Annotated in this window: 31 protein-coding genes and 1 pseudogene; 5 read left to right on the forward strand and 27 right to left on the reverse strand. The window is 49.1% G+C overall.

Annotated features, from left to right (window positions below; all coding sequences use genetic code 11):
• The first annotated feature begins 184 nt into the window (after window positions 1–184).
• The 3 genes from clpB to C0977_RS01500 all read left to right on the forward strand — a co-directional run bounded on the left by clpB (window position 185) and on the right by C0977_RS01500 (window position 4,068).
• Window positions 185–2,770, forward strand: coding sequence for an ATP-dependent chaperone ClpB (gene clpB, locus C0977_RS01490; RefSeq protein WP_101912167.1), 2,586 nt, complete (start codon window positions 185–187; stop codon window positions 2,768–2,770).
• Between the two features lie 161 nt (window positions 2,771–2,931).
• Window positions 2,932–3,438, forward strand: a complete 507-nt coding sequence (locus tag C0977_RS01495) for an S-adenosylmethionine decarboxylase family protein (RefSeq protein WP_101912168.1) — start codon at window positions 2,932–2,934, stop codon at window positions 3,436–3,438.
• A gap of 27 nt (window positions 3,439–3,465) precedes the next feature.
• Complete coding sequence (locus tag C0977_RS01500; RefSeq protein ID WP_101912169.1) at window positions 3,466–4,068, forward strand: HD-GYP domain-containing protein; 603 nt, start codon at window positions 3,466–3,468, stop codon at window positions 4,066–4,068.
• A gap of 125 nt (window positions 4,069–4,193) precedes the next feature.
• Here the strand turns inward: C0977_RS01500 and C0977_RS01505 are convergent, their stop codons facing one another.
• The 6 genes and pseudogenes from C0977_RS01505 to C0977_RS11320 form a co-directional block, all read right to left on the reverse strand.
• Window positions 4,194–4,421, reverse strand: coding sequence for a thioredoxin family protein (locus C0977_RS01505; protein WP_101912170.1), 228 nt, complete (start codon window positions 4,419–4,421; stop codon window positions 4,194–4,196).
• Window positions 4,411–4,830 carry a low molecular weight phosphatase family protein gene (locus tag C0977_RS01510; protein ID WP_023054298.1) on the reverse strand — a complete coding sequence of 140 codons (420 nt, stop codon included), beginning with the start codon at window positions 4,828–4,830 and terminating at the stop codon, window positions 4,411–4,413. The genes C0977_RS01505 and C0977_RS01510 overlap by 11 nt, the downstream gene beginning before the upstream one ends.
• Before the next feature lie 70 nt (window positions 4,831–4,900).
• Window positions 4,901–5,233 carry an ArsR/SmtB family transcription factor gene (locus C0977_RS01515; RefSeq protein ID WP_101912171.1) on the reverse strand — a complete coding sequence of 111 codons (333 nt, stop codon included), beginning with the start codon at window positions 5,231–5,233 and terminating at the stop codon, window positions 4,901–4,903.
• 11 nt (window positions 5,234–5,244) lie between these two features.
• Window positions 5,245–6,243, reverse strand: coding sequence for a permease (locus tag C0977_RS01520; RefSeq protein ID WP_101912172.1), 999 nt, complete (start codon window positions 6,241–6,243; stop codon window positions 5,245–5,247).
• Between the two features lie 108 nt (window positions 6,244–6,351).
• Window positions 6,352–6,750 carry a hypothetical protein gene (locus C0977_RS01525; protein ID WP_145995057.1) on the reverse strand — a complete coding sequence of 133 codons (399 nt, stop codon included), beginning with the start codon at window positions 6,748–6,750 and terminating at the stop codon, window positions 6,352–6,354.
• 425 nt (window positions 6,751–7,175) lie between these two features.
• Window positions 7,176–7,382, reverse strand: a pseudogene (locus C0977_RS11320) (amidase domain-containing protein); the annotation flags it as partial.
• Between the two features lie 248 nt (window positions 7,383–7,630).
• On the opposite strand from C0977_RS11320, the gene C0977_RS01535 reads away from it, so the two are divergent.
• A complete protein-coding gene (locus tag C0977_RS01535; protein ID WP_101912174.1) occupies window positions 7,631–9,007 on the forward strand; it encodes a DUF389 domain-containing protein in 1,377 nt (458 codons plus the stop codon).
• A 420-nt stretch (window positions 9,008–9,427) separates the two neighbouring features.
• Here C0977_RS01535 and C0977_RS01540 read toward each other — a convergent pair whose 3' ends face one another.
• The 21 genes from C0977_RS01540 to C0977_RS01630 all read right to left on the reverse strand — a co-directional run bounded on the left by C0977_RS01540 (window position 9,428) and on the right by C0977_RS01630 (window position 24,506).
• A complete protein-coding gene (locus C0977_RS01540; RefSeq protein WP_023054281.1) occupies window positions 9,428–10,993 on the reverse strand; it encodes a recombinase family protein in 1,566 nt (521 codons plus the stop codon).
• Window positions 10,990–12,633: a recombinase family protein gene (locus tag C0977_RS01545; RefSeq protein ID WP_101912175.1), complete on the reverse strand. Its 1,644-nt coding sequence runs from the start codon at window positions 12,631–12,633 to the stop codon at window positions 10,990–10,992. Before C0977_RS01545 ends, C0977_RS01540 begins: the two co-directional genes overlap by 4 nt.
• A gap of 49 nt (window positions 12,634–12,682) precedes the next feature.
• Complete coding sequence (locus tag C0977_RS11285) at window positions 12,683–12,913, reverse strand: SHOCT domain-containing protein (RefSeq protein ID WP_328512816.1); 231 nt, start codon at window positions 12,911–12,913, stop codon at window positions 12,683–12,685.
• On the reverse strand, window positions 12,837–13,229 hold the full coding sequence (locus C0977_RS01550; RefSeq protein WP_071784773.1) for an RNA polymerase subunit sigma-70: 393 nt from the start codon (window positions 13,227–13,229) through the stop codon (window positions 12,837–12,839). Before C0977_RS01550 ends, C0977_RS11285 begins: the two co-directional genes overlap by 77 nt.
• A gap of 118 nt (window positions 13,230–13,347) precedes the next feature.
• Entirely contained in the window at window positions 13,348–13,614 is a 267-nt protein-coding gene (locus tag C0977_RS01555) for a hypothetical protein (RefSeq protein WP_234987532.1), read from the reverse strand.
• Window positions 13,615–13,616: 2 nt separating this feature from the next.
• Window positions 13,617–14,174: an N-acetylmuramoyl-L-alanine amidase family protein gene (locus tag C0977_RS01560; protein ID WP_101912177.1), complete on the reverse strand. Its 558-nt coding sequence runs from the start codon at window positions 14,172–14,174 to the stop codon at window positions 13,617–13,619.
• Window positions 14,171–14,350 carry a hypothetical protein gene (locus C0977_RS01565; RefSeq protein WP_101912178.1) on the reverse strand — a complete coding sequence of 60 codons (180 nt, stop codon included), beginning with the start codon at window positions 14,348–14,350 and terminating at the stop codon, window positions 14,171–14,173. The genes C0977_RS01560 and C0977_RS01565 overlap by 4 nt, the downstream gene beginning before the upstream one ends.
• A gap of 2 nt (window positions 14,351–14,352) precedes the next feature.
• Window positions 14,353–15,213 carry a hypothetical protein gene (locus C0977_RS01570; RefSeq protein WP_101912179.1) on the reverse strand — a complete coding sequence of 287 codons (861 nt, stop codon included), beginning with the start codon at window positions 15,211–15,213 and terminating at the stop codon, window positions 14,353–14,355.
• Between the two features lie 12 nt (window positions 15,214–15,225).
• Window positions 15,226–15,732 carry a hypothetical protein gene (locus C0977_RS01575; protein ID WP_101912180.1) on the reverse strand — a complete coding sequence of 169 codons (507 nt, stop codon included), beginning with the start codon at window positions 15,730–15,732 and terminating at the stop codon, window positions 15,226–15,228.
• Between the two features lie 14 nt (window positions 15,733–15,746).
• A complete protein-coding gene (locus tag C0977_RS01580) occupies window positions 15,747–15,977 on the reverse strand; it encodes a hypothetical protein (RefSeq protein ID WP_101912181.1) in 231 nt (76 codons plus the stop codon).
• Window positions 15,970–16,332, reverse strand: coding sequence for a hypothetical protein (locus C0977_RS01585; RefSeq protein WP_101912182.1), 363 nt, complete (start codon window positions 16,330–16,332; stop codon window positions 15,970–15,972). The genes C0977_RS01580 and C0977_RS01585 overlap by 8 nt, the downstream gene beginning before the upstream one ends.
• Before the next feature lie 11 nt (window positions 16,333–16,343).
• Entirely contained in the window at window positions 16,344–16,601 is a 258-nt protein-coding gene (locus C0977_RS01590; RefSeq protein WP_233539609.1) for a hypothetical protein, read from the reverse strand.
• Window positions 16,602–16,613: 12 nt separating this feature from the next.
• On the reverse strand, window positions 16,614–17,684 hold the full coding sequence (locus C0977_RS01595) for a phage baseplate protein (RefSeq protein ID WP_101912183.1): 1,071 nt from the start codon (window positions 17,682–17,684) through the stop codon (window positions 16,614–16,616).
• Complete coding sequence (locus tag C0977_RS01600) at window positions 17,677–18,243, reverse strand: putative phage tail protein (RefSeq protein ID WP_234987533.1); 567 nt, start codon at window positions 18,241–18,243, stop codon at window positions 17,677–17,679. Before C0977_RS01600 ends, C0977_RS01595 begins: the two co-directional genes overlap by 8 nt.
• Window positions 18,230–19,297, reverse strand: a complete 1,068-nt coding sequence (locus tag C0977_RS01605) for a baseplate J/gp47 family protein (protein ID WP_101912185.1) — start codon at window positions 19,295–19,297, stop codon at window positions 18,230–18,232. Before C0977_RS01605 ends, C0977_RS01600 begins: the two co-directional genes overlap by 14 nt.
• A complete protein-coding gene (locus C0977_RS01610) occupies window positions 19,294–19,743 on the reverse strand; it encodes a DUF2634 domain-containing protein (protein ID WP_101912186.1) in 450 nt (149 codons plus the stop codon). The genes C0977_RS01605 and C0977_RS01610 overlap by 4 nt, the downstream gene beginning before the upstream one ends.
• Complete coding sequence (locus C0977_RS01615) at window positions 19,736–20,155, reverse strand: DUF2577 domain-containing protein (RefSeq protein WP_065360657.1); 420 nt, start codon at window positions 20,153–20,155, stop codon at window positions 19,736–19,738. The genes C0977_RS01610 and C0977_RS01615 overlap by 8 nt, the downstream gene beginning before the upstream one ends.
• Before the next feature lie 6 nt (window positions 20,156–20,161).
• Window positions 20,162–20,545 (reverse strand): hypothetical protein, encoded by a 384-nt coding sequence (locus tag C0977_RS10930; RefSeq protein ID WP_200814189.1) that lies wholly within the window; start codon window positions 20,543–20,545, stop codon window positions 20,162–20,164.
• A complete protein-coding gene (locus tag C0977_RS01620) occupies window positions 20,532–21,677 on the reverse strand; it encodes an XkdQ/YqbQ family protein (protein WP_200814190.1) in 1,146 nt (381 codons plus the stop codon). The genes C0977_RS10930 and C0977_RS01620 overlap by 14 nt, the downstream gene beginning before the upstream one ends.
• Window positions 21,652–22,386 (reverse strand): hypothetical protein, encoded by a 735-nt coding sequence (locus C0977_RS01625; RefSeq protein ID WP_101912187.1) that lies wholly within the window; start codon window positions 22,384–22,386, stop codon window positions 21,652–21,654. The genes C0977_RS01620 and C0977_RS01625 overlap by 26 nt, the downstream gene beginning before the upstream one ends.
• Window positions 22,386–24,506 carry a phage tail tape measure protein gene (locus tag C0977_RS01630; protein WP_101912188.1) on the reverse strand — a complete coding sequence of 707 codons (2,121 nt, stop codon included), beginning with the start codon at window positions 24,504–24,506 and terminating at the stop codon, window positions 22,386–22,388. Before C0977_RS01630 ends, C0977_RS01625 begins: the two co-directional genes overlap by 1 nt.
• 79 nt (window positions 24,507–24,585) lie before the next feature.
• Here C0977_RS01630 and C0977_RS01635 point away from each other — a divergent pair, with 79 nt between their 5' ends.
• Window positions 24,586–25,281, forward strand: coding sequence for a hypothetical protein (locus C0977_RS01635; protein WP_101912189.1), 696 nt, complete (start codon window positions 24,586–24,588; stop codon window positions 25,279–25,281).
• The last annotated feature ends 147 nt before the right edge of the window (window positions 25,282–25,428 follow it).

The following is a 25,428-nucleotide window of genomic DNA, read 5'->3' on the forward strand; positions in this document are numbered from 1 at the left end:
TTTGTCTCATGTATAACGCCGCGCCGGCGATTTCGCCGCTCACAAAAATCAAAAAGACAAATTCTTTTTATTTTTATTTGACTTTTTGACTTTAACAGGTATAATGATACTTGAAGAGAGTTCCAATCGCTCTTGCTCTATGACAGCACGTCCCAAAGACGGCACGATGAAAGGAGTCTTTATCATGGGAAACGAAAAATATACACAGAAAGTTATGGAAGCATTTCAGGAAGCGCAGCAAACAGCGGCCCTCCACTATCATCAGCAAATCACGGCAGTCCACCTTCTCTTGGGACTGACAAAGGATCCCGAAGGGTTATTGTCCACCATTTTCAGTGAATGCCAGACAGATATTCCGATGTTGCAGGCACGTTTGGAACAGCTGCTGAAGCAGATTCCTTCGGTCAAGGGACAGAGCCAATTATCCATGTCGACGGAAATGGTCCGCATCATTGGCAAAGCGCAGCAGCGCGCCGACGGGATGCACGATGAATTTATCAGTACCGAACACCTCATTGAAGCCATCGTGGAAGAAGGCGATGCCAAAATTCAGGAAGTATGCCGGCAATTCGGCTTGACAGGCGACAAGATCCGCCGGATTATCAAAGAAAATAAAAAGCAATCCGTTACCAGCGATAATCCGGAAGGAAACTACAAAGCCCTTGAAAAATACGGCCGCGATCTGACGGCAGCGGCCCGTCAGGGCAAACTTGATCCCGTAATCGGCAGAGATGACGAAATCCGCCGCACAATCGAAATTCTGTCGCGGCGCACGAAAAACAATCCCGTCCTCATCGGCGAACCGGGCGTCGGCAAAACGGCCATCGTCGAAGGGCTGGCGCGGCGCATCATTTCCGGCGACGTACCCGAATCGTTGAAGAACAAGACGCTTTACTCTCTTGATCTCGGCGCACTCATTGCCGGCGCCAAGTACCGCGGCGAATTTGAAGAACGGCTGAAATCCGTACTGAACGAAATCGCCAAATCGGCGGGACAGATACTCCTCTTCATCGACGAAATTCACACCGTCGTCGGCGCCGGCGCCTCGGAAGGCTCCATGGATGCAGGGAACTTGCTGAAACCGATGCTGGCTCGCGGCGAGCTGCGCTGCATCGGCGCCACAACGCTGAACGAATACCAGAAATATATTGAAAAAGACGCCGCCTTGGAACGCCGCTTCCAGCCGGTCATGGTCAATCAACCGTCTGTAGAAGACACGATCACGATTTTGCGCGGTTTGAAGGAACGCTACGAAGTACATCACGGCGTCCGGATCCGCGATAAAGCACTGGTTTCGGCAGCCGTTCTCTCGGACCGATACATTTCCGACCGCTTCCTGCCAGATAAAGCAATCGACCTTGTCGACGAAGCCGCCGCCAAATTGCGGACGGAAATCGAATCGATGCCGTCGCCCCTCGACGACATCCGGCATAAGATCATGCAACTTGAAATCGAAGAACAGTCGCTGACGAAAGAAACGGATGACGCCTCAAAAGAACGACTGGCCAAGATCACCGACAAAAAAGCCGAATTGAAAAAAGAGGAAAAGGCGCTGCAAGAAAAATGGGACAGTGAAAAGCAATCCATCCTTCATACACAGGCCATCAAAAAAGAACTCGACGAAGTCCGCCATCAAATGGAACAGGCAGAGCACGACTACAACCTGGCTAAAGCGTCGGAGTTGAAGTACGGCAAGCTGCCGGAGTTGGAAAAAGAACTGGCCGATCAGGAAAACCGTCTGGCCTCGGAAAACGACACACGTCTATTGAAAGAAGAAGTCGGCGAAGAAGATATCGCGCAAGTCGTCAGCCGCTGGACAGGCATTCCCGTCACCAAGATGATGACAGGCGAACGAGAAAAACTGCTGCACTTGGAAGACGTGCTGCACCGCCGCGTCGTCGGGCAGGATGAAGCGGTTCACGTTGTCAGTGACGCCATTATCAGAGCGCGAGCCGGCATTAAAGACCCGAACCGCCCTATCGGCTCGTTTATCTTCCTCGGACCGACCGGCGTCGGCAAGACGGAGCTGGCAAAAACATTGGCCGAATCACTTTTTGATGATGAACGCAATATTATCCGCATCGATATGAGCGAATACATGGAAAAGCACACCGTATCCCGCCTCATCGGAGCGCCTCCCGGCTATGTCGGCTACGACGAAGGCGGTCAGCTGACAGAAGCCGTACGCCGCCGTCCGTACAGTGTCATTCTGCTCGATGAAATCGAAAAAGCGCATCCCGATATCTTCAACGTCCTTTTACAGATCCTTGACGACGGTCGTCTCACCGACGGCAAAGGACGCGTCGTAAACTTTAAAAACACGGTCATCATCATGACCAGTAATCTCGGCTCCCATGAAATTCTGGAACGCGACGACTTTGACGAAGCGGAAAAAGCGGTCCGGGAACTTTTAAAGCAATACTTCCGGCCCGAATTTCTCAACCGCGTAGACGACACCATCGTCTTCAAGGCATTACAAGAACAACAGGTACGCCACATTGCCGGGATCTTACTCCAACGCTTAAGCGACCGCTTGGAAAAACAGGTCAAAGTCACCTTGACGTACAGCGAAAAGGCCCTCGATCAGTTGGCGGCACAAGGCTTCGACGCTCATTTCGGAGCCCGTCCCCTGCGCCGTCTGATTGTCCACACCGTAGAAACAGCGCTCAGTCGCAAGCTCATTGCCGGCGACGTCCGAGAAGGTGACACGGTCTCCATCGATTATGTCGATGACGCCTTTACCTTCACACCGAAGCGCGAAACTGTCTGATTTCCTCTTCCCGAAGGCTCCACCTGCAACTGGAGCCTTCTTTTTATGTCCGTTTTACGCTGTTCGCCGGGAAGAGACTCATGCGTCGGCCCCTGCAAGGTTATTTACAAGAAAGAGAAAAAATTATATAATAAGGCGTAACTTACGAACAGGTGAATATCATGAATACTACGTTGGGTAAACATTTACTTATTGATTTTTATAACTGCCGCTGCGAATTCCATGAACCGGAAGAATTGCGCCCTTTTGTTGAACAGGCGCTGGCAGTCGTAGGCACCGCATTGAACGACATCACATTCTTTCGTCTTGACGAAGAGTTGGTGTGCATGGCTGTTTCAGATCAATCACACATCTGCATTCATGTATACCCCGAACTGGCTTATACGGCTGTCGACATTTACAGCTTCAACAGCGACATCAAAGCCAACCAGATCATGAGTTCCTTAAAGAGCTCCCTCCATTCCGACCGCATCAAGGCAACCAGCGTACGGCGCGGTGATTTCGGCTCGATTCGTGATATGCGTCCTAAACGCAATTCAAAGATTACGGCAGTTCGCCGTGTGAAAAACACGGGAGCCCGCATAAAAAAGACGAGTGCTACCATGCTGAACATTTTGCGGCATCCGAAGCGTACTCACCAATTCCGCAATTTCCGCAAGAAAAATTAACATTCCGAATGGAAAGGTTCTGTATGTATGTACATGTTATCATTACGGCAAGCGGCAGGCATCGCTGCTGAAGAAAAGGACTCCCTCGATTCGATCACGACTGCGCTCCTTGCTTTTATCCAATTAAAAAACCAACGTCTCTACATGCATTCTCTCCAGGTCGCCAATTACAGCGTCAGTATTGCGACCAAATTGGCATTGCCGAAAAGCGAAATAGGCCAAATCAAACACGCCGCACTGTTGCATGACATCGGGATGCTCTTCGTTTCCAATTCGCTCCTGTCCAAGATGCCTTATCTGAACCGCACGGAAAAAGCGACTTATAAACGGCATGCCGCCGCCGGCGGAAACGTCTTGGAAAACATCCCCTGCTGCCAGGATATCGTCCCCTACATCCGCTATCACCATGAGCGGTGGGACGGCTCCGGCTTTCCGAAACACCTCCGCGGCGCCAATATTCCTTTCGGCGCCCGCATCATCGCCGTTGCCGATTATTATGACACGATCATCAACCCGTCGACAGAATTTTGGGCAAAGACGAAACAACAGGCCGTACGCGAGCTGTTCAGCGCCTCCGGTCTGCTCTTTGATCCGGAAATCGTCAAGGCTTTCATTGAAACATTAGGATAATATATACAAAACAGGCACGGTACCCGCCGCAAGGCGAATACCGTGCCTGTTTTCTTTTCGGCCCGTCTGCGAAAAATTACCGCCCTGCTGCCTCTGCCGATCCAAAAACAAAGCGCAGCATATGATCACAGGTATTTTTCAATCTCCCCGACAGTCGGTACGCGGCCGCTTAAAACGACGTTTCCGTCAATCATGAGCGCCGGCGTACGCATAATTCCATAACCGGCAATTGCGGAAAAATCTGTGACATACTGTATATCGGCGTCGATACCGCAATGATTGACAGCTTTTTTTACTGCTTCCAACATTTTTTCACATTTGCTGCAGCCGCCGCCAATAACCTTAATATCCATCTTTCCCCCTCCTTTCCATTTCCATTTTAAGGGCCATCACTCTTTCTTTTATTTCCTGAATCACGGCCAAATACAGGGCATCACTTTTCCCGACCGGATCTACCAAGTCCCAGTTCCGTTTCCATTTTGCAGGATGAACCGGACATTGTACGCCACAGCCCATCGTGATGAGACCATCTAGCGGCGGCAGTTGGTCCAGTGTTTTATTTTTTTGCCCGGCCGCCGCCATGTCGATACCATATACGTTTTTCATGATACGCACTGCGCCGCGATCAAGCTCCGTTGCAATCTCCGTTCCTGCCGAACAGCTTGTAAAAACATCGCCTGCCAAGGTATGGCCGAACGCTTCGGCAATCTGACTGCGACAGGAGTTGCGTATGCAAATAAAGGCTATCCTCGGTTTACTCACAGGTAAATCATCTCCTCATCCGGAGCGCCAGCATCGGTCTGCCGGACAATGCAAAAATGTCTTTTCCGCACTATTCAAACTCCTCTGCACGGGACGGCGAACAACAAGAGGACGCACGCCGTCCGTTTTTGCCGTCACAGCGCAGTGACTCAATGTAATTCCTAAAAGCGGTAACAGTTTCGCAATTCAGCGAGTAATACGTATTTTTCCATTCTTTTCTGGATCTGACCAGATTACACTCTATCAACACCTTCATGTGATGCGAAAGCGTCGGCTGTGTAATACGAAAATATGCCAACAAATCACAGGCGCATAATTCTCCGTCCGTCAACAGCTGAACAATGGTCATTCTGTTGGAATCTCCCAAGGCCTTGCAGATAACTGCGGCATCAACGGCATTCATACAAACACTCCTCACATAAGTACATGCTGAAACAAATTGAACACGTAACCGACGAAAATAATACCGCTGACACAGATGGCGACGAACGTATACAAGAGTTTCGGCTTTACGACCTTCTTCAGCATAATGAGAGAAGGGAGACTCAACGTCGTAACCGCCATCATAAAGCTGAGCACGGGGCCCAGCAAAGCCCCTTTTCCCAGCAACGCCTCCGCAACCGGTATCGTCCCGAAAATATCGGCATACATAGGCACGCCGACCAGCGTAGCCAAGACAACGCCAAAAGGATTATGAACGCCAAGAATTTCTCCGATCACCGCTTCGGGAATCCAATTATGGATCATAGCGCCGACGGCAACACCGGCAAGAATATAGGGAAATACCCGTTGAAAGGTACCGGTCATCTGTTCCCATGCATACCGGCAGCGGTCACTGACAGTCAATTCCGGCGCCGCAGCCTGAGCTGAAAGGGGCGCATGATAAATAAAATCCGCCACTTCCGCTTTCAAATGAAGGCGCTCGATCACAGTTCCGCCGGCAACGGCAATGCCCAGCCCGACAAGAACATAGAGAAAGGCTATTCGGTAGCCGAAAACCCCGATAAGCAGAATCAGACTTCCCAAATCGACCATAGGCGAAGAAATGAGAAAGGAAAAGGTTACTCCCAGCGGCAAGCCTGCACTTGTAAAGCCCATAAACAACGGAATAGAAGAGCAGGAACAAAAAGGCGTAACAGTTCCCAGCAAAGCTCCCAAAACATTGGCGCCGATACCGTGAACGTTCCCCAACAGTTTCCTGCTGCGTTCAGGCGGAAAAAAACTTTGTATATAGGAAATCAAAAAAATCAGGACACACAAAAGAATCGTAATTTTGCTGACGTCATATAAAAAGAAATGAATACTGCCGCCTACCGGTCCGTTCAGATCAAGCCCGACTGCCGCAAGAAGGTCGCCAAAGACTACGGACAGCCACTTCATCCCCAGGATTTCACGCTGAATGAACGTAAACATCGCTACACCTCTTATCATATATATGTATATCTATATGATAAATTATACCATACCATCGATATTCGTCAATATGATAACGGTTGAAAACAACAGTTGCTATGCAGGTCATCAATCAGCAGTTTCGGATTCAAAAGCGCTGTACTGCACAAAAACGGTTCTCTCTGCAGAGAAGACGAGGCCTGCGCTAAAGCCTTCCGGGCCGCCGTCCCGGATTGCGCTCCAACGATGCTGATCTCCAGAAAAAAAGTCGTAATCTGCAGCCACAAGACCGTCACTGCCTGGGCCTTTCCGAAAAGCGCCGCAAATGGTCGCTAAAAAACTGCGGCGCAAATCCATATCCGTAAAAAACTGAACGATTTCAGGCTTATGGGTATGATTGACAGTTTCGTTAACGTAGAGATAAGACCGAAAAGGCTCCTGTTTCGTCACGTATGCGGCAGAGGACAACTGTCTTACTTGGCATTGCTGGCCATGACGAGACCGTACACGGCGACAGCGCCTCGACATTTCAAAGCCGCCGCGCAACTTTGCAAGGTAGCCCCCGTCGTATAAATATCATCTCAAAGGTGTTTGTATTTGATACAATAGAACGATAGTCAGAATTTCGAACACCCCCGTGTGCATGTTTAAAAAAAAATAGGTGGATACTAATTTTAACCCCTCTTATTTTTTCTAACTCCTTTCTCACTAGGAATTTCTTTATTAATTGCAATGAAGTTGCCCAGATCCGCAATAGTTAAAAGTCGATTTGAAGAATTAATTTATAATTCTTCAAATTACGACAAATCTTAATTTTGAAAATATTGCAGTTAACTTTATTAATTTCATAAAAATAAGGATCATACACTTATATTCAGCGTATAATCCTTATTTTAAAATTATCGCACCCCTATATCATTCGCTTCTAACCTATTTTCCCATAGCATGAGTACTTAATCAATAGTGTCTATTGGGCATAAAAAGCGTACCTCAGTATAAGAATCCGGGTATACATCACTTAGTGGCCTTTGAAAATGATCATCAGTATGTCCGGCATATGTAATTCCATAGGGGGTGTCTAGATTTGTTATAATACCAGCGTGAGTCCACGCCTCATCACCGGGGTTCCAAAATTGTATAACATCGCCAATGTTAACTTCTGTGCTACTCCATTTTACTGTGGTCTAGACAAGGGGCCCATTACAAATCATAACATGAAGGTATTCGCTATGGATCTTTTTATGTGTTCAGTTTCATTATACAATTAGCCAATATAAAAATTCTCGAGAATACTCCTTTTATTCCTATTTTACCTATTATTATCAGACTTTTCTGTACAACAATGATTTTCCGGAGAAAAATATGCTATCATGAAAGATAGGAACTAACAGAAAGGAGATCTATCCCTATGAACTTCAATTTTTCACAACTCTTAGACCTCAAGGGCGACTCGGCCCCATTCTCTGAAATCCGACAGCGGATCGCGTCCGATGCTTCGGTGAAAGACGCAAATCTCGTCATTCTAATCACCGCAATCCTCATTGCGTCCGTCGGCCTCAATATGAACAGCACCGCAGTCATCATCGGTGCCATGCTCATTTCCCCTTTAATGGGTGGCCTTGTCGCAACAGGCTACGGAATGGCAACCTATGACATGCAATTTATCAAGGATTCGATGGTAAAGCTTGGCTTCCAAGTCTCCTTCGCCTTGATTACCTCGGCGATTTATTTTTCTCTTTCGCCCATCAGCGATGCATCTTCCGAACTCTTAGCGCGCACATCCCCGACCATCTGGGACGTTATCATCGCACTAGCAGGCGGTATCGCTGGCGCCATTGGTAACACCCGAAAAGAAAAAACGAATGTCATTCCAGGCGTTGCTATTGCCACGGCCTTGATGCCACCGCTTTGCACCGCAGGCTACGGCATCGCCACGCATTCTTCTACCTTCGTACTTGGCGCGCTCTACCTGTTCTTTATCAACGCATTCTTTATCACGCTTTCCGCATTCTTAGTCTTCAAGGTGCTGCGCGTACCGGCATCGACGACGGTCAACGAAAGCCACATGCAATACCAGCGGACCATTCTCCTAATCGCGGGCATCGTCATCACCATCCCTAGCATTTACATGGCCTATCTAACAGTCAACGACAACATCCGCGATACGCAGATCAAAACGTTTATAGCAAAAGAAGTCGCCTCTGAAAAAGTGAGTGCCGTATCGTATGCCTTCAAAGATGGACTCTTAACGGTCGATCTCATTGGAACACCACTAACCGAGGATCAGGTGGCAGAACTCCAGGCCTCGATGCAGTCGTATTCCAAACTGACAGATGCCAAGTTACACATCGTGCAAGGCAATGTAAACACCATCGGTCAAAAAGAGATTCAACAAATCATCACGAACCGGATCGAAGGACTGGTTGCCAACGATAAAGGAAAATCCTATAAAGAGCTCGCGAGCCTTTATTATCCGGCCTACCAAACACAGCAAAGCGATGAACAAATCACCGTTGCTATGAATGCTCAGCTCCCTGCGCTATTTCCACAAATTGTTGCCGCCCAAGGCAGCACCATGCCCGCCCACAGTACGGACGCAAGCACATCAGGCAGTCAATCACAACAATTTCTTGCAAAACTCACTGTCTCGGCCCCACTTTCCCCGACCGATGCCGCGAAGATCCAGCAATGGCTCAAAACACAGACCGACAGCCCTGTTTCGCTCATCGTACAAATGCAAGGACAGGATAGCAGTTTCTACGGCAATGGCATTGCTTGGGAATAAACCGTTCCAGCTTCCGTTGGTAGAAGAACCGCCTCTGAAACACTGCCTCGGACGCGCTTTGCGGTCATGACTGCAAAGCCGCACATCTTGTAGACATTGTAGTTTCGCAAGAACTGGCTGACATGGAATTCGGCAAAGAATTGACGAATCTTGGAAGATGATACTTCACATGAGTGATGATATTGTACAATATTCATGGCATAAGCCTTCCGTTTGTGTTGTGGATTTTCGTTACTTTTATTATACAAAACGGAATGAGTTCATGCTATTTTTATTTCGCGGATTACTAATAAAGATAAATCAGCGGGGTATCAACTGTGAAGCTTAAGTTAATAATATATGAATGCTATACATTAACATACTGTACTCCGTTTTCCCGGAAAGTCATGTCGTTTCTCTCTTGCATTTCCAAATATCCATTTATGCTTTGATTTCTGTGCCATCTTTAAAAGTCACCCAAATATCATCTTTCTCATTTACAGTAATGAAATCTACCAAACTGCACCACAGTCTTTTATCAAAAATGCTAATAAATTCCTGTTTCTGTAAATTTTCAATAAATCTTTCTAGCTGCTGGCCCCTACTTGTACGCTGTTTCATGGTATCGCAAATCTGGTCATACTTTATTTTTATTTTTTCATAGCGGTTAACTAGCTCGCTGTACTCTTGGTTATATTGCACTTGATCCTGTGTCAAGCAAGCATTTTCGGAGATGAGTTGCTGAACCCGTTCTGCTAACAGGTTCATATTGAATTCTAATGCGTTTCGTTTCTTTTCCAAATCTGTAGTATCAACTAGGCGAATCTTTAACAGAATAATATTGCTAAGGATCTCATCTTTATTCTTGATAAGTTGATTGACTGCTCGGACAAATATATTTTCTATCTCATTTTCAGTCAGATGTGGCGTCTTACAATGTCTCTTGAACTTATCATTACAGCGATATACGGTCTGGCGGTATTTATCAGTCGAGTGCCAAACTTTGGCTCCGTACCAACTGCCGCACTGTCCACATTTGATTTTGCTGGAGAAAATGGAGATACCGCTATGACGAATTTTACTATTTTTTCTCTTCCGCATCTCTTCCTGTACCAAGTCAAATACCTGTGGACTGATAATAGCCTCATGGTTATTTTGCACATAATATTGCGGTACTTCCCCTTCGTTCCTCTTACTTTTTTTCGTAAGAAAGTCCACCGTAAATTTCTTTTGAAGCAACGCATCACCTTTGTACTTTTCATTCATGAGAATACTTCGCACCGTGTTGGGTCTCCATATTTTGCACCTCGCAGGTGTTGGAATCTTTTGCTCTGTCAATTTCTTTGCAATAGAATGAAAGGTGTACCCGCTAAGATATAAACGATAAATCAGTTTTACTGTTTCTGCCTGCTCTTTATTCACTACCAGATTGCCGTCCGCTCCCCTGTCATAACCAAGAAAATGACTGAATGCCAAACTGACCTTCCCATCAGCAAACCGTTTCCGATGTCCCCAAGTGACATTTTCTGATATACTCCTACTTTCCTCCTGTGCTAGGGAACTCATAATAGTAATAAGAAGTTCACCTTTGGCGTCTAGTGTCCAGATGTTTTCTTTTTCAAAGTAGATTTCGACCCCGTTATCTCTCAACTTACGTACGATTGTCAAGCTATCCACCGTATTCCGCGCAAAACGGCTGACCGATTTCGTAATGATAAGGTCAATTCTGCCATCCATTGCATCACGAATCATACTTTTAAAGCCTTCCCTATGCAAGGTATTTGTCGCTGAAATTCCTTCATCCGTGTACATCCCAGCGAATTCCCAGTCGCTGCGTCCCTTTATATAATTTGTATAATAGTCAACCTGTGCTTCATAACTTGTAAGCTGTTCATCCCGGTCGGTTGAAACGCGTGCATACCCGGCGACCCTTCTCTTTTTCTGGCTATGAATAGGTTTTTCTGTGTAATTCTGTAGTGTAGCTGGTATGACCTGCACTTTTTTCATGGCAATTGCACCTCTTTATTTTCTCCAGAATAAAACCGGAACAACAGGGTCCGATTCTTCTGAACCTCAATCCATTCCACCTGTTCCCGAAATTTTTGCTCATCAAATGTAGATTCGCCAAGAAGGGCTGCCGCTGTTTTTTTCAGCCAATCTTCTTGGATGCCGCTAGTGTGGACACATTTATGTTTGTTCCGACTCCGCCAATACGCTACTCTTCTATTTTTACGTGTTTCCAAACAACGGACAAATTTCACATCACAAGTCGGGCAAAAGATACGTTCTGAAAAGGCACTATAACGGCTGGACAGTCCACTTTTACGGTATTGGACCATTCTTTGCTGCACTTGTTCCTTCCGTTTCTCCGTCCACATATCCTTTAACGCTGTCGATTTCCATGGCTGCTTAATAACCTTGCCGTCCTTTAAGTAAAATAGCAAGGAATGATAAGCCGGCACCACTATTTTCTCTACCCTCTGTAAAAACTCTGTCTTATCAAAAATTGCCATTTCAAGTGCACTCATACAAGCGCGTTCAAGAGCAGGCTGTGGAATGGCACCATAGGCCCCGCACCGTTCCTCCGCTTTTCCTTTATTTGACAGGCACGACCAGTATTCACTCGGTTTTCCTTTGTACTTTCTTATGTTATGGATGTAGCTCTTTCCACAAATACCGCACTTGATGATTCCTGTAAAGCAGGATGTGTTTAGGAAATTTCTGGCATATCCGCCACGTTGCTTTCCCGCCTCCTTACGCCACGCCATCTCTTCCTGAACCTGATTGAATGTCGCTGCATCAATAATGGCCTCATGATGATTTTCCACTACATATTTATCCTTTTCTCCATGGTTTATGACCTGATGTTTGGTAATTGGATCTATTACGAAGGTCTTTTGAATGACCAGGTTCCCTTTATATACAGGATTCTGCAACATCTGCTTTATAGTAGAATCCTGAAATAGGTTGCCGTACATCGTATGAGCTCCGATATTGGCAAGCTCTCGCTGTATATCTCTTCGCGTTTTCCCTGCTAAATACCCCTTAAAGACTCTCCGAACAATCGCTGCTTCCTCATTCTGGATAACTAGTTCTCCATCTTTCCATCGGTACCCATAAATGAAGAACTTTGCATGGGGAATTCCTTTTTCGTATTTCTTTTGAAACCTCCACTTGATATTGTCGCTGATAGAGCGGCTTTCTTCCTGAGCAAAGGAGGCAAGGATTGTCAGCATCAGCTCTCCATCACCACTTAGGCTACAAATGTTTTCTTTTTCAAACCAGACTTCGACACCAATCTCTTTTAGGTGCCGAACCGTCTTAAGCAGGTCAACCGTGTTACGTGCAAACCGCTGGATGGATTTCGTAAGAATAATATCAATTTTTCTAGCTTCTGCATCTGCAAGCATACGTTGAAACTCTTTTCTCTTAATAATCTTTGTTCCAGTAATACCATAATCAGCATATACCCCCGCATATTCCCACGTAGGATTTTTCTGTATCAATGAACTGTAATAGCTAATCTGAGCCGATAGGGAATGCTGCATTCTCTCTGACTCTACAGAGACTCGGGCATAGGCAGCAACCCGCTTCCGTTTGGAAATTTCGGTAACCTTCTGTTCTATTTTCCACATTTTCTTTTCCATAGTTGAGCCCTCCTTCCAACTATATATATCACTCTAACCAGTAGAATTATCAAGTGTATAACCCTCCGAAAAACGGTTGATATTTATGAAGCATTTCCTTCTTGAAGGACTGGTACTCCTTCTTGGTAATAAGTTTATCATTCAACATTTTCCTTGCCAGATTTATCGTTACCTGAAAAGTTATTTCATTAAAAAATAACTTCTTATCCATGGCGGACACCTCCGAACCGGTAAGCAATATAGCAATCATGAGAGCAGAACTTCCGATGACTATTGCCATAGACAGTGAATGCTTTTCCGCAGGCCGGGCAAGTAAAAGTATAGACTGCCTTCCGCTTCACCAGCGTCAGATGTGCGTTCCACCACTTGTTCCGACAGGCATCACAGCAGAACCGTTTCCGCTTCCGCCCCGGATTCTGATCAATAGGCTTCCCACACTGCTCGCATACTGCTCCATCTATCCTGGTTACCAGACTGTGCCGCCGGCAGAACGACTTCACCGTATTGATAGAAATCTGGAGCTGCATCGCTATCCTGCCATACCCGGCCCCAGCTCGGCGCAGAGCAATAATCTGTTGTTTCTGTTCGTCCGTCATGATGGATACCTCCTGAATTTTTGGTCTTCAGGAGTAACAGGACAGAACGGCTATTACTAAGTACTATAAAAAAAAGCCGATACGGAACATCCTTCCCGATGTTCCGTATCGGCTTTTCTCATACAATCTTCTGCTTTGCATCAGCCACAATAGCTTTGACCGCTTGCTGCAGCAAAGTAATATACAGCCTGTTCCGAATCTTCACCCACCAACTGGTGGTGGTCTGGATTTCCGCTTCCAGTGGGTCTGTGAGGTTCTTCATCTGCGCTTCCACCAGCTTCTGGATGTCCTCCAGGTCGATGGACTTGATGGCCGCTTCGGCTTCGCTCCTGGCAAAAGATACAACCGTATCGGCGACGGCTTTCTTGATTTCTTCACGGTTCATAGTCATTTACCTCCCAAGATCAGTTGTTCATAATCAGTAACACCCCGGGCTACTGCTCTGGCCAGGGCATCCTGGGCAGAGGCCAGGATTTCTTCATCGCCGGGATTAGTGATGAAGGCCAACTCGACCAGGACAGCGGGCATTGCCGTATTGGTCAGAACGTAGAGTCCGTTGACGCCAGGCGTTGCGATTTTCACGCCCCGGTCAGTGGTATCGAGGGCATCAATAATTTGGCGTTGGATACAGTTGGCCAGTATGTTGCCACAGTAACTGTCAGCACAGGCCCAGGTTTCTGTGCCGTTAGCTTCTTCTGCCATTGCGGCATTGCAGTGGATGGACACGAAGATGTCAGCATCACTGTCATTGGCTGCTTCGCAAATTTCATACAGGCTGTCAGATTGAAGCAGTTCTGTTTCTACGCCTGCCGCATTTAGATAGCTTGCAGCGGATTTACCAACGGCCAATGCTACATCACTCTCGCGTAGGCCCGTTTCTTCATTGACAGCACCTGGGTCTGGATGCCCGTTCGGCGCATGGCCGGGGTTCAGGAATACTTTCATTGCTTTTCTTCTCCTTTCTGATGAACAGCGGTCTTCACGGTCCCGCCGATGTAACCGAGCAAGCCAGAAGCGATGGACATGGCCAGCTCGTTGAGGGCATAAAAAATCGCCAAGATCAGTGCCATGACCAGCCCGATGATGACGATGCAGTCAGGGATATTCACTTTTTCAAACATACTTACGCTACCACCTTAATCTGTAGTGTCACTTTTGCATTCGATTCCGAACGCTCTTTTAAATAAGTGTATAAAGTATCAGAAATTTTCCCAGACATTGTTGCCCCTAAATCTGTGTCTATATTATATGTCAAGTCTATGATTTCCTTGATTCCCGTTCCCGTTGTGACTTCAGCCTGACAGGCAGCGTATCGCTGTTCTTCTTTTACCAGGAATATCATCCCTTTATTATCCGCATCCTCGACAACAACAATCCCTTCTATCTTAGGACTGTCCGGACTCTGCGCTAAGGTCATCAGCAGACTTCCTAAAAGGAACTGTGAGCCTTGTCCTTGCAGTGTAAGGTTCACAGTCGTAAAGGGACTGGTGGGAATCAAAACTGCATCTGTGGCACTGACAATCATGCCATCACTAATCGGCATAGACGCAGAAGCATATTGATGATTCGAACTGACAGTGCCCTGTTCTTTACCATTAACTGTGATTTTCCCGACGTAATAATCATTGTCTGCTTTTAGGGTAATATCGAGCATATTTTGATATTCTGTAGCATACACGGCATTTCTATCCGTATCATGTTGCATCGATAACTCTGGATGATTGCAGGTAATCGTAATTTTTTGATGGTCTTTTTGCACCAGGGTTATTTTCTTCCGGGTATCCCCACCAGAAGATACGTTCGCTGTTCCTTCCACCAGTTCTCCATCGGCCGTATAGAACTTTTTTCCCCGAGCAACATCTCCAATTTCAGCTGTCGTATCGGACACTTCACAAAACCTTGCTTTGCCTCCCGCTGTAAGGGGTAATAATATGGATGGAACTTCCGTATAATTAGCTCCCGCAATCTTAACATCAACCTTCATGACTCAGTCCTCCTATTCAATGGTCAGCACTTTGGTCAGACTATCCTGGAATACTGCTACAGAGGTCAAAGAACCGGTCACTTTCGCTCCGTTAATATAGGCGGTTTTGCCCGACACAATAGTACTCGCAGCTGCGGTAGCATCTGCCGTATCCACCACACTGGCCTTGCCGGCTACTCCCAGAATCGTCACACCTGCCTTGATGTTATCTGCAACCAACTTGGCTTGTTCCTCGCTCGTGATGGTAACTGAGCCTTTGCCATTATGGTAGCCTGCCGGGATAGTATACGAACCGTCCACCTTGCCAATACTGCCACTGACAGCCCCATTATCTGGCATAGCGCCTGTCACTGAACCGGTTCCCAAGAATGCAGTTTTCCCATTCAGGATATCCGCAGATACTGCAGTCGCCCCCGTTGTATCATAAAAAGTGGCAGCTCCCTCTCCTTCTGCTAGTGGAATCGAAACTTGAGGGACTTCTGCATACACTACGGAATTGATTTTTACATTTTTCGCCATGATGTTATTCTCCTTTACTCAACCTTTAACTCATATCCATTGAAGCTAATTCTGCCATAGTTCGACGGAATGGCAGCTACCGTAACCCGCTGCAAGGCATCGTAGCCTGCATCTGGTCGGATGATTTGTTTCTCTTTATTAGGAATGACCACCTTCTTTTGATAATTTCTGGAAGGTACCACCGGCATGGATAGAATCCCTTGCAGAGTACTTATTCCCTTTATAGTGCCTTTATACTTATCCATGGGTCGTTACCTCTCCCGTTATAATAAAGGGACTGGGTGGAATGATCGTATCTGTATACCCAGAGTCCAGCACCAATTCTACATCATACCAATAGGTTTCAAATGGAAGCTGTGCTGTATCTTCTGGTATCAGGATCAGAACACAGTCATTTTCTCGGCGCAGAATACCACTATCCAGATGCTTTTCTATCACTGTCTTTTCATCTGAAAGTTCCCGCTTAACGGTAAAAGTAAGCTGATCATCCGGACCTGGGATAAAGATGGCACCTGTCACCCGGTCCCGAATAATCAGCGTGATTTCAGCAGAATCCCCTCTTGTCAAAAAGAGCCGGTTTTGAATGACCGAAAAACCCATTCTATCACCTCCTACTCATTCTGCCGTTGCTCAATCACATCCAGGCGATGCTGTACGTGCCCCGTAGCTTCTTCCACCCGGGACAACCGCTCTGCCATCTGCTGCCGTTTGGATTCCGTATCGGATAGTTGCCTGCGCAGATGATCAATGCACTCCTGCAGGCTCCGTACTGATTGATTTAAGGGCTTGATGACGCTGAAATTGAAGATAACGCCGCAGAGCATCAGGACCGATACCAGAGATGCGGCCATCTGTAACCATTCAGCCATATTTCTCACCTCCTATCCCGTCCGCTGAAATATGTACACGACAATAGACGGCTGCATATTGTTGTGGGCTGTACCGCCCCCGGCATTTCCTGTATCAAAGGTATGCGCATGTTCTCCATTCCATGACGTATTCCCAGACCAGGTGCGGGAAGCACGAAATTCTACTACGACGCCATCTTCATCGCCATCATATCCAGATTTAGCATCATATCTGGCAATTCCGCCTGGATAAAAGGAGCCCCCCGGCGCAGGTAACCCCTGTTGGCCACGCACGGCATCATCTCCCCCAAAGTTCCCCCAGATTTCCATGTCCCCTCGGTTATGATTATGTCCACCACTTTTAGCCGTTGAACCACTGTGCTTGTGAATCGGTATTTCCGCCAGGGTATTGGTGTGCTTCTCTTCGCCCAGCTTGTCCCCGGCCTTGTACATTGTCCCGCTGTCTGCTGCCCCGGCTCCGATCAGGCACCGCCCCATGGCGAAGGCCACCCAGGTCGTACCCGGCCAATACGTTGCGGGATTCTTCCCGTCCGTAGAAATGTAGATGGCATTGACAGGGAACGGGCAAGCCTGGATTTTTGCCACAGCCTCTTCGTCCATATCCGCATAAGTGACCTTGCCCCAGCTGCCGTTGCTGTGCAGGACCGTATTCAGCTTCCCCGCAGACGGTGACGGGACCATGCCGCTCTGGCCTGCTGTCTTTTCGCCGCAGCCACTGAAATCCGGCAGGGGGATATCCCTCGTGCCGTCAAACAGCACCCGGTGGATTTTCCGCCCCGTCTGCAGCTTCGAAGCACTGGCCGCATTGCCGCTGATGCCGCTGGCATGGGCCTTGGCATCGGTCAGATGGGCATTGATGTCGGCTGCCGTAGCAGAAATCCGCTCATAGAGCCGTGCATCATTGCTGACCAGCTGGGACACGGTCCTGTTCTGCTGATTGAAGACGACCGGGTCTTCCGAAAGATACTGGGGAAAAAGCACATCATAATCCAGCGTATTTTCTACGGCTTCTGTTGGCCGGACTTCCTGCCCGGCCCGGTCCGGAAAATCTGCCGACCACTTCTCCTTGATATACTCAGCCACTTGCCGTCACTCCTTTCCCGGATACAATCGTCGCTGTCGAGAACGTCGCCTCGCCATCCCAATGGATCTTCCCGTTCCAGGAATAGCCAAGATAGATGGCATAGCCCAGATGGGCCGGCTTGTAGATATCGAGCTGGGCAATCAGCTTCGAGAGCGTTCCGGTATCCTTGTCATTCATAATGCAGTACACTTTGAAATAATATTCTTCGTTCACTTCCTCGATGTGGCCGACACTGTACAGGTTCACGATGGAGTTCATGAAATCCACCGTGGATACATCCACATGCTGCAGCTTAAAGAGAATCCGCTGCCTGCGGAATTCGTCGGTAGCCCCGTCACCGGTCTTGATGCCAAGGAACGATTCATAAAGAGGCAGCGCCCAGGTGGCTGTGTTCACGAAGAAGTTGTCTGCTAGGTCCTGCAGAGCCAGCCGCAGTCGGTTATGCTCCGTGCTGCAGGTATCCGCCATCTTTTTGAACATCGGGTCTTTCCCCAGGAATTTCGGCAGATAGTCCAGCACATTAATGGGCTGCTGTCTCATCCACTCATTCGCTGACAAGGTTCAGCACCACCTTCCCGACTACGGGGATCTGCTCATTGGTCAGGCGGATATTCTCCGCCTTGCCGCCGAGTTTCAGGTTCCGGTAGTCTGTAATCCCATTCACACTCAGGATGAGCCGGCCAATCTGGGCCAGGCTGACATAGGACAGGCTAAAACCCGTATTCTTGAAATAAGCAGACACAGCATCTGTCACCGCATCGGCATTGACGGTGCCGTACACTTCTGCCGTAATATCCACAGATACGGGTGCCGGAGATACCACAGTCACGGTAGCCCCGATGGGCCGCTGAGATTCGATGTACCGGGACACTTTCTGGATCAGCTCGCTGGAAGCCGATTCATTCTCTGCCGTCACAATGATGACTTTCACCGTACCGTTCCCGTTCCAGAGCGGGATGACCTTGCAGTTGCCCACCCCGTCCACGGACATGGCCCAGGAGCGGTAGTGGTTGGCGTTGCCGGACGTGATGGGCTGGCGGACCCGGAACAGGAGCCGTGCCAGGAGGGCCGCATCGGATTCTTCATCGGCTCCGTCCGTGCATTTCTCCGGGTTGGTCACGCTGTACACATTGGGGATGGAATAAGGAATTTCCGTAATCGTCCCCGGTGCCACATTCCCTTTCACCCCTGTATCTGCGGCCTGGACAGCAATGTCTGCTTCCGTTCCATCCGCCGGGATCGTAGCAGATTCTGTCGTATAGAAGCGCAGCCCGTCTTTGGTCTGGAACAAGCTGCCGCGTATGATGTAGGCCCCGGACTGCCCGGTGACCGTCACCTTGCCATTGGTCTTCACCGCCTGTTTCCGCTGGATGCCGAATTCCTCGGCCCGGAGCGTCAGATAATCGCCCCAGGCAGTCTCGGCAAACGCCGCGTCCCGGAGCATGGCCATCTCGGCATAGCTGTTCTCAAATTCCACGGCATTGGTATCAATCATATCCCGGGCAAACGAACCCTCGATAGCCGTCTTGTCCGTATCGGTCAGCGTATGCAGGGTCTGCACCATGCGGCTCTCAATCTGATCTTTTGTCTGGGCATCGAACAAATCGCTCATGCAAGACTCCTTTCTGCGGCAACCGTAATGCTTTCATCGCTGTAAATGGATGTCACATCCACTAGAATGAACAAATCATCTTTCTCCCGCTTTTCCACATCCACCCGGTTGATCCGGGCAATATAGGGATTGACGACCAGCCCTTCCCGGATGTTCTGGCAGATCTGGTCTGCCGTATAGACGCTGTTGGGCATCGTTCCCTGATAGGGTTCAATGGTAATGCCGTATTCATCATGGTAGGCCAGATACCGGTACCGTTCCGTCATCAGGGCTTTATAAATCCACACCTTGAGGGCTTCATCTTCCGTCACGGTGATGTTATTGCCGTTCTCGTCATAGCGAAACCGATGCTTCTCGAAGTCATAACCGTATTCCGAAAGGAGCGGCAATGTTTCTCTGACGCTGGCATCCGCTCCGGATGCCAAGGCCACAAAAGGATCAGCCATATCCGTCCAACCTCACAATCTCATCTAAAATCACATACTGCTGGATTTTCCCGTTCACCAGCATGGGCATAATGGCGACTTTCATGCCCGGCTTCAAGGTATCCGTGGTAATCACTGAATCGGTGTAGTCGTTATGGATATCGTGGTTATGCGACTGGTAGGCCGCATCCCCGCTGCCGCCTGCCCGGTTCTGCGTAGCCGATACCAGATGGCCCCGGGCTGTCCTGCCATAGCCTGCCAGGAGGTAATGGGAAATCCACAGCTCCTCTTTGGTCAGGACGATGCCATTGTATTTCACCTGGATGTCCGGCGGGGATTGGAGTATCTCGCCAATCTGGATGGACGGGCTGTTGCTGCTCCTCGATACCTGCTCCATGAGGTTCAGCAGGCTGATATATGGATTTTTCTGCATTTCCCGTCACCCCCTCGATGTCTTGATGAGGGTCGCCGGATAATAGTCACGCCCCATATCGATGTTCCCTTCGTAATGATGGAAACAGCCGTACACATTGGAGCTGTTGCCCCAGCATCCGCCGTTGCCGTCATAGACCACGACATGCCAGTTCGGGTCCGGCTTGCTGTAGCGGTTGTACATGATGATGTCGCCTTTCTCCAGCTGTGCCGGGTCGTAGGGAATCGCTAGTCCCTGGGCTTCGGCATCGGCCCGGAGCTGGTCGCAGCCTTTAACGTTGTTGTTGTATTCCCGGGCAGCAAAGGGCGAATAACCAGCTGCAGCAACCGTCGCCCGGTCCACGCAGCCATTGGAGCCATAAGGCGAAACGGTGCCATCAAAATTCTCCATGCACGAATCCACCACATCGCCTCCGGCAGCATTCCCGCTCATGGACGCCCCCGCTCTTGCTGCCCGAAGCGGCTGCTGCTGGCGGCACGTAATCCGGGTTGGTGTTGTACGATGCACTGTCCAGTGCCTGCTTCTGTTCATCCAGCAGTTTATGGAAGACCAGATGCAGATCCATGGTGTGCCTGTTCCCCTCAATCCGATGGCTGTCCGATTTGATGAAGAACCGCCCTTTGAGCTGTTCTTCCTGGATGTCCACGGAAAAGCCGGCGATGCACTGGATATGGCCGAGCGCCTTGACAGCCATGTCATGGGCGACGGTCTTCAGCATGGCCCGGGCCTGCGAGGCATCGTCCTGCTTGGGGTCTGCCTTGCAGATGGCCTGTATGATGCCAAATTTTTCTATATCTGTAGTATTCGGCATCTCGCCTTTCGTCTGGCCTGCACTGTCCACGACGACCACCTTGGATACCATGTCTTCGATAGACTCGGACACGGATGCCCCGGTGAGATTCGTTTCATCGCTGATGAGGAAGTCCTCCACCACCTGATCATTAGTGCAGACCACATTCAGCTTCCCGTCTGTCATGTAGATGTGATAGCCCTTGCCATCCTGTGCCGACTGGTAAGACAGCGCCTGCTTGATGGCATCGGTTGCTGAGATGTCATCGGCGATGAAACTGCACACCACAGAAAGGTCCGGCATCGTCCCGGCTTCGATGGAAAAGTCATGGATGGTCTGCCGGATGGCATCCGCCACGGTCACATTGGCGTACTTCCGGGTAATACGAGATTTGGCCAGATAGATGATATTGTCAAAGGCCACAAAGCGCATGGCATAGGACTCGCTGTCCCGGCTCCGGGAAAAGATGCGCCCCTGGAAAATGGGGAACATCTCCTGCGTGACCTCATCGGTATAGGAAAAACACACTTCATCGCCCAGCTCCAGAACGGCATTCGTCCAGTCCTTGTCTTTCGTGGTATAGGCGATGTCAAATTCCAGTTTTCTCCCGGCCTGCTCCACATCGCCCGACCAGGTATAGGAAAGGACGTAAGCAGACAAGTCCGTGTTCTGCGGCTTATCTGCTTGCTGGTTTTCCGTATCTGCCTTATTTATCTTTGCCAACTGGAACATTTTCATCATTCCTTTTCAGGTTCATGGTCGTCAGCCGGATGATGTCACCCGTTTTCAGGCCGCCGTTTCGGATGATGCTGCGGTAGACCTGGAACTTGGAGAACTGCTCCTTATTGAGCGTGACCGATTTTCCGACGGCCCGGCCCACGACGTTGCCGATGCTGTCGCCCGGATAATAGGTGATATTCTTCTTCAGCTTCTGCCAGAACGACTCAGGGCGTTTCTTCAGCCCCGTTGCCGGATCCGTTTTCCCTGTTTCCGCCGCTGTGACATAGCGGTATTCCGTCAGCGCCAGTTCATAATACACATCGCCGCTGCCGTCCTTTTCCCCGAACTTGAAGGAGCGGATCAGGCAGGGCATGGAAATAGGCGTGTCCGATACCGTGAGCTGGCAGGCCTCGCCGCCTGTACGCATGGCTTCCAGTTCGGCGATATAGGTATAAGGCGACAGCGTCATCACGGCAAAGGGATAATCCTGGGCCGGGAAAAATCCCGCCAGTGTCAGGGACTTCAGCCCGGTCCTGCCTTTCATGAGATACTCCCCGTAGTTGTTGATGTTCACCGTACCATGGTTCATATTGACGGAAACCATCAGTTCCGAAGGAAGCACGGGAAAGGTCACGACAGAGCTGCCTGCGGCCAGGGAAATCGTCAGATTCTGTGATGCCTGCCCGATGGCGTTCAGGATGGATTCTAAGAATGAGGCCATCAGATGGTCGCTCCTTTCATGCGGTTCATGCCGTACAGCCGGATTTTTTCTACCAGCTTGCCGGCTACAGCATCGATGTCCTGCTCGCTGCGGACGTTCATCGTATCGATGCGGATGGTAATAGAGTGGCTGCCTGCGTTCATGGCCTGCCGAATGCTTTCATCATGCGGGACCACGGTACTACCGTTTGGCAGGTGGACCAGCTCGCCCCGGCGGTCTTCGTTGATGACCGCAAAGCCGCCGCCAAAGTTCTCGACGCCTCCGGCAAAGTGGCTGATGGGTTCAATATTGAATCCCACATGAGTCAGCGCCCCGCCCGTCAGAGACGGGATGTCGATGGACAGGCCGTTGATACTGGCAATGAGTCCGTTAACCTGGTCAATGACCCAGTTCACGCCGCTCCGGAAAGTATCCTTGATGCTTTCCCAGATGCTGGAAGCCGTCTCGCTGATGCCGTTCATGGCCCCGTCCCAGGCCGAAGCAATCCATTGCATCCCGGCATCCACGGCATCCGACACCGCCTGGATGGCCTGTTCGATATACTGCAAAACCGTATCCCAGTTGCTCCAGAGGAGATACAGCCCTGCGATGACGGCAGCGATGACAATCAGGATTGGATTGGCCATCGCTGCTGCGCCAACTGCCCGGATGACCGTAACCATCAGCCTGCCCACTGTCAGGAACGTACTGCCCATGCCTTTGGCAACGATGGCGATGCCTCTTGCCACAGTGATGAGGCCCTTGAACTGGGCAGCCAGATACTTCGATACGCTCCCGGCCTTGCTGATGCCCGCAGCGATGGAGCTAAACGTCCCGAAGGCCCGTCCGCCTATCGTCAGCACCCGGCCCAGGGTAGAGCCGAATATCTGGAAGGTCACAATACCGAAAGCAATCTGCCCGATGAGGGCTTTCTGCTCCGGCGTCAGTGACCGGAACCAGGCCGCCAGTTCCTTCACCCGCAGGGACATTGCTTTAAAGTACGGCGTAAAAGAAACGGCGAGATCCATCCCGGCGTTCTTCAGCTGGTTCATGGCAATCTGCATCTGTTCAGACGGCGTCAACATCTTTTCATAGGCTTCCCGCGTCATGCCGGCAGACTGGGCCATCTGGTCCATGACCTTGTCGAAATCCCCGGCGCCCTTGCCCGTCAGGACCAGGATGCTGTTCAATCCTTCTACGGAACCAAAGAGCTGGGCCATCTGTTCGGCATCGCCGCCTGTAGCCCGCTTCACTTCATCCAGAAACTTCACCCATCCTACGCTCTGCAAATGGGCTGCATTGAATTCCAGACCCAGAGAAGATGCCAGTTTCGCCGCTTCAGAAGAAGGCTTCAGGATGTTGCTGTAGGCCGCCTTGAGTCCTGTAATGGCCTCGCTGGTCCGGATGCCGTTCTTGGTCAGGACAGCAATGGAACCGAACAGTTCCTGGGTGCTGACATTGAGCTGTGCCGCAATGGGGATGACGTTGCCCATGGACTGGGCCATCTCGCCAAAGGATGTCTTGCCGAAGTTCTGTGCCAGGAGCATCTGGTCCGTCACCGCCGTGGCTTCTTCTGCCGATTTCCCATAGGCATTGAGGACGGTCGTGACACCGTTTACGGCAGTCGTCGTATCTGTGAACCCGGCCTTGGCGGCGATGGTCATATCTCTGACGAAGCCTACGGCATGGCCAGCATCGACCCCCGCAGAAATGGCCTGGTAAACAGATTCCGAAAGGTCAGCCACACCTGCTCCAGTTTCATCACTGACGCTTCGGATTTCCTCTTTAATCTTGTCCATGGACACCACCGTCGTATCTACCAGGGTAGACACTTTAGCCAGGCCATTGGTAAAATCACTGTTCAGTTTAAAGCCCGCCGTGGCAGCCGCTAAAATAGGCGCAGACAGCAATGCGAATTTATCTGACAAGCCAGAAATCTTGCCACCCGTCTGTTCGATGCTTTTCGCCGTCCGTTTCTGTATCCGTTCATGTTCTGTCAGCTTATCTGACAAGCCGCTGACCGATTGTTTTGCCGACGCCATCTGGGTCTTCATGGTTCCCAGGCTGGCATTGACGCTCCGCACCGTCGGTGTGAACAAATCCCGCAAACGGATAACAGCATCGATGACGTTATTGGCCAATAGGTATCACCTCTCAATGTTGTTACAGCTATAAAAATATAGTAAGATAAAAGAAATCTATCTTTACGGAGAAATTCCAATGCGCTATTTCAATGAAACAGAAAAAAGATTAGCTGAACGATATCACCATATGGAGCTTGGTACTTGCAAAATCTGTGAAGAATGCCATAAGAAAGAGATGTTATCCTTGCCGATTGGCTGTTGGTGCGTAGGTTCCGATTTTAATAAAACTTCCAAGAGAATTCTATTTGTCGGTAAAAATGCCAGAAACAATCCCGGCACGATTGAAGACGGCTTCCGCAATCCCTTTCAAAATACCCGTGAATCTCTGTGGAACAAAAGCTGGCCATACTGGAGCTATACTCGTGCTATCACTCTGAGAATATTCGGTGACGATTCCATAGAACACATCGTGTTTACCAATATTGTCAAATGCAACAATTCCGGAGGAAAGGATACTACCTCAGATTTTGTAAAATCCAACTGTATCCTAAACCTAAAAGTCCTTCAGCAGGAATTAAAGGTAATACATCCTACTCATGTCATTTTTTATACATCTTGGTATTATGACGATTACATCCCTAACGTCTTTGACCGTTATAATATTCATTACAACGGTTTTAAAGATATTGGGAAAAGAAAAATGCCCTGGCAGGAAGCCATTTCCACGCTGGGCAATCAAACCTTTCATGTACTACGTGTCGGCCACCCACAATGCAAGAAAAAAAGCGACTTCGTCTATGAAATATCTAAGTGGATTGAGCCTACCTTATGACTTTATGCCAGATAGCCGTATTTTCAGCAGTTAATCCGATAATGCTGAAGATACTTTTTTATTGCGTTCTTCCATCTCATACCGAACAAAAGCGTACAACACCTGCCGTTCACCGTATCCTAGTTTCATGACAGCTGACGGCAGCAG

It is taken from the genome of Megasphaera vaginalis (ex Bordigoni et al. 2020) (assembly GCF_900240295.1).
Taxonomy (GTDB): Bacteria; Bacillota; Negativicutes; order Veillonellales; family Megasphaeraceae; genus Megasphaera; species Megasphaera vaginalis.

Excerpts from the sequence above, each read along its gene's own strand:
- clpB (WP_101912167.1), top strand. The coding sequence starts at position 185 with ATGGGAAACGAAAAATATACACAGAAAGTTATGGAAGCATTTCAGGAA.
- C0977_RS01495 (WP_101912168.1), top strand. The coding sequence starts at position 2,932 with ATGAATACTACGTTGGGTAAACATTTACTTATTGATTTTTATAACTGC.
- C0977_RS01500 (WP_101912169.1), top strand. The coding sequence starts at position 3,466 with ATGTACATGTTATCATTACGGCAAGCGGCAGGCATCGCTGCTGAAGAA.
- C0977_RS01505 (WP_101912170.1), bottom strand. The coding sequence starts at position 4,421 with ATGGATATTAAGGTTATTGGCGGCGGCTGCAGCAAATGTGAAAAAATG.
- C0977_RS01515 (WP_101912171.1), bottom strand. The coding sequence starts at position 5,233 with ATGAATGCCGTTGATGCCGCAGTTATCTGCAAGGCCTTGGGAGATTCC.
- C0977_RS01520 (WP_101912172.1), bottom strand. The coding sequence starts at position 6,243 with ATGTTTACGTTCATTCAGCGTGAAATCCTGGGGATGAAGTGGCTGTCC.
- C0977_RS01525 (WP_145995057.1), bottom strand. The coding sequence starts at position 6,750 with ATGTCGAGGCGCTGTCGCCGTGTACGGTCTCGTCATGGCCAGCAATGC.
- C0977_RS01535 (WP_101912174.1), top strand. The coding sequence starts at position 7,631 with ATGAACTTCAATTTTTCACAACTCTTAGACCTCAAGGGCGACTCGGCC.
- C0977_RS01540 (WP_023054281.1), bottom strand. The coding sequence starts at position 10,993 with ATGAAAAAAGTGCAGGTCATACCAGCTACACTACAGAATTACACAGAA.
- C0977_RS01545 (WP_101912175.1), bottom strand. The coding sequence starts at position 12,633 with ATGGAAAAGAAAATGTGGAAAATAGAACAGAAGGTTACCGAAATTTCC.
- C0977_RS11285 (WP_328512816.1), bottom strand. The coding sequence starts at position 12,913 with ATGGCAATAGTCATCGGAAGTTCTGCTCTCATGATTGCTATATTGCTT.
- C0977_RS01550 (WP_071784773.1), bottom strand. The coding sequence starts at position 13,229 with ATGACGGACGAACAGAAACAACAGATTATTGCTCTGCGCCGAGCTGGG.
- C0977_RS01555 (WP_234987532.1), bottom strand. The coding sequence starts at position 13,614 with ATGAACCGTGAAGAAATCAAGAAAGCCGTCGCCGATACGGTTGTATCT.
- C0977_RS01560 (WP_101912177.1), bottom strand. The coding sequence starts at position 14,174 with ATGAAAGTATTCCTGAACCCCGGCCATGCGCCGAACGGGCATCCAGAC.
- C0977_RS01565 (WP_101912178.1), bottom strand. The coding sequence starts at position 14,350 with ATGTTTGAAAAAGTGAATATCCCTGACTGCATCGTCATCATCGGGCTG.
- C0977_RS01570 (WP_101912179.1), bottom strand. The coding sequence starts at position 15,213 with ATGAAGGTTGATGTTAAGATTGCGGGAGCTAATTATACGGAAGTTCCA.
- C0977_RS01575 (WP_101912180.1), bottom strand. The coding sequence starts at position 15,732 with ATGGCGAAAAATGTAAAAATCAATTCCGTAGTGTATGCAGAAGTCCCT.
- C0977_RS01580 (WP_101912181.1), bottom strand. The coding sequence starts at position 15,977 with ATGGATAAGTATAAAGGCACTATAAAGGGAATAAGTACTCTGCAAGGG.
- C0977_RS01585 (WP_101912182.1), bottom strand. The coding sequence starts at position 16,332 with ATGGGTTTTTCGGTCATTCAAAACCGGCTCTTTTTGACAAGAGGGGAT.
- C0977_RS01590 (WP_233539609.1), bottom strand. The coding sequence starts at position 16,601 with ATGGCTGAATGGTTACAGATGGCCGCATCTCTGGTATCGGTCCTGATG.
- C0977_RS01605 (WP_101912185.1), bottom strand. The coding sequence starts at position 19,297 with ATGAGCGATTTGTTCGATGCCCAGACAAAAGATCAGATTGAGAGCCGC.
- C0977_RS01610 (WP_101912186.1), bottom strand. The coding sequence starts at position 19,743 with ATGGCTGATCCTTTTGTGGCCTTGGCATCCGGAGCGGATGCCAGCGTC.
- C0977_RS01615 (WP_065360657.1), bottom strand. The coding sequence starts at position 20,155 with ATGCAGAAAAATCCATATATCAGCCTGCTGAACCTCATGGAGCAGGTA.
- C0977_RS10930 (WP_200814189.1), bottom strand. The coding sequence starts at position 20,545 with ATGGAGAATTTTGATGGCACCGTTTCGCCTTATGGCTCCAATGGCTGC.
- C0977_RS01620 (WP_200814190.1), bottom strand. The coding sequence starts at position 21,677 with ATGTTCCAGTTGGCAAAGATAAATAAGGCAGATACGGAAAACCAGCAA.
- C0977_RS01625 (WP_101912187.1), bottom strand. The coding sequence starts at position 22,386 with ATGGCCTCATTCTTAGAATCCATCCTGAACGCCATCGGGCAGGCATCA.
- C0977_RS01635 (WP_101912189.1), top strand. The coding sequence starts at position 24,586 with ATGCGCTATTTCAATGAAACAGAAAAAAGATTAGCTGAACGATATCAC.